We start from the raw sequence: 660 nt of genomic DNA, 5'->3' as shown, positions 1-660 counted from the left end.
CAAACTCTTCATATTGCTTTTTAGCTCATTTATAAGTGTCTCTATAATCGACCTTATAACCATAATTAGTTCCACCACCAAAAAGTTGTAAATTAGGATTATGGTCCTCACGACCCATAAATCCCATTGCGTGTTCCAACGCTAAATAATCTAATAATGCCTTCTCGTATTTTTCGATTAAAGCGTAAGTTCCACTATCTAATATATTTAATTCTAAATTCTTACTTTTATCTACAATTGAGCCATTTTCCTTAATTTTTTTCGCATTCTCTGCTTCATCATCCACAGCAACAAAATTAATACTATCAGTTAGTTTTTTCATTAATCTTAAATATGCAACTAATAACCTATATTGTGGTACCTGCATTGCCAGCACACTGGAATCATTCAAATACAATCAATCAATCCAGTCGTTATTAATGATTTCATTCTCAGCTAATGTTTTCTCATAAAATGCTCTTGATAAAAACATCTCATTATCAAACATATTTCTCAAATAAATATCACGATTTAATTTTCAAACAGCCGAAGGTACTTTCTTTTTCTTACCATTAATGTTTTTGACTTTGGCATCTGCATCCTTAGGCGATATTTCATATCAATAAGGGTCACCAAACTCAATTTTTTTTCGTCCAAATGAAACATTATCACCCATAATCT

At 30.9% G+C, this 660-nt stretch carries 1 protein-coding gene; it reads right to left on the bottom strand.

The window, feature by feature from the left end; all coding sequences use genetic code 4:
* On the bottom strand, window positions 1-660 hold a 660-nt coding region (locus N1F73_RS03805; protein ID WP_396888704.1), incomplete at both ends, for an MAG3960 family lipoprotein.

Source organism: Mycoplasma sp. HS2188 (assembly GCF_025209835.1).
In the GTDB taxonomy this organism is placed as follows: Bacteria; Bacillota_I; Bacilli_A; order Mycoplasmatales; family Metamycoplasmataceae; genus Mycoplasmopsis.
Note: the sequence above shows the minus strand (reverse complement) of the source record. Positions and strands in the feature narration are given on the sequence as shown.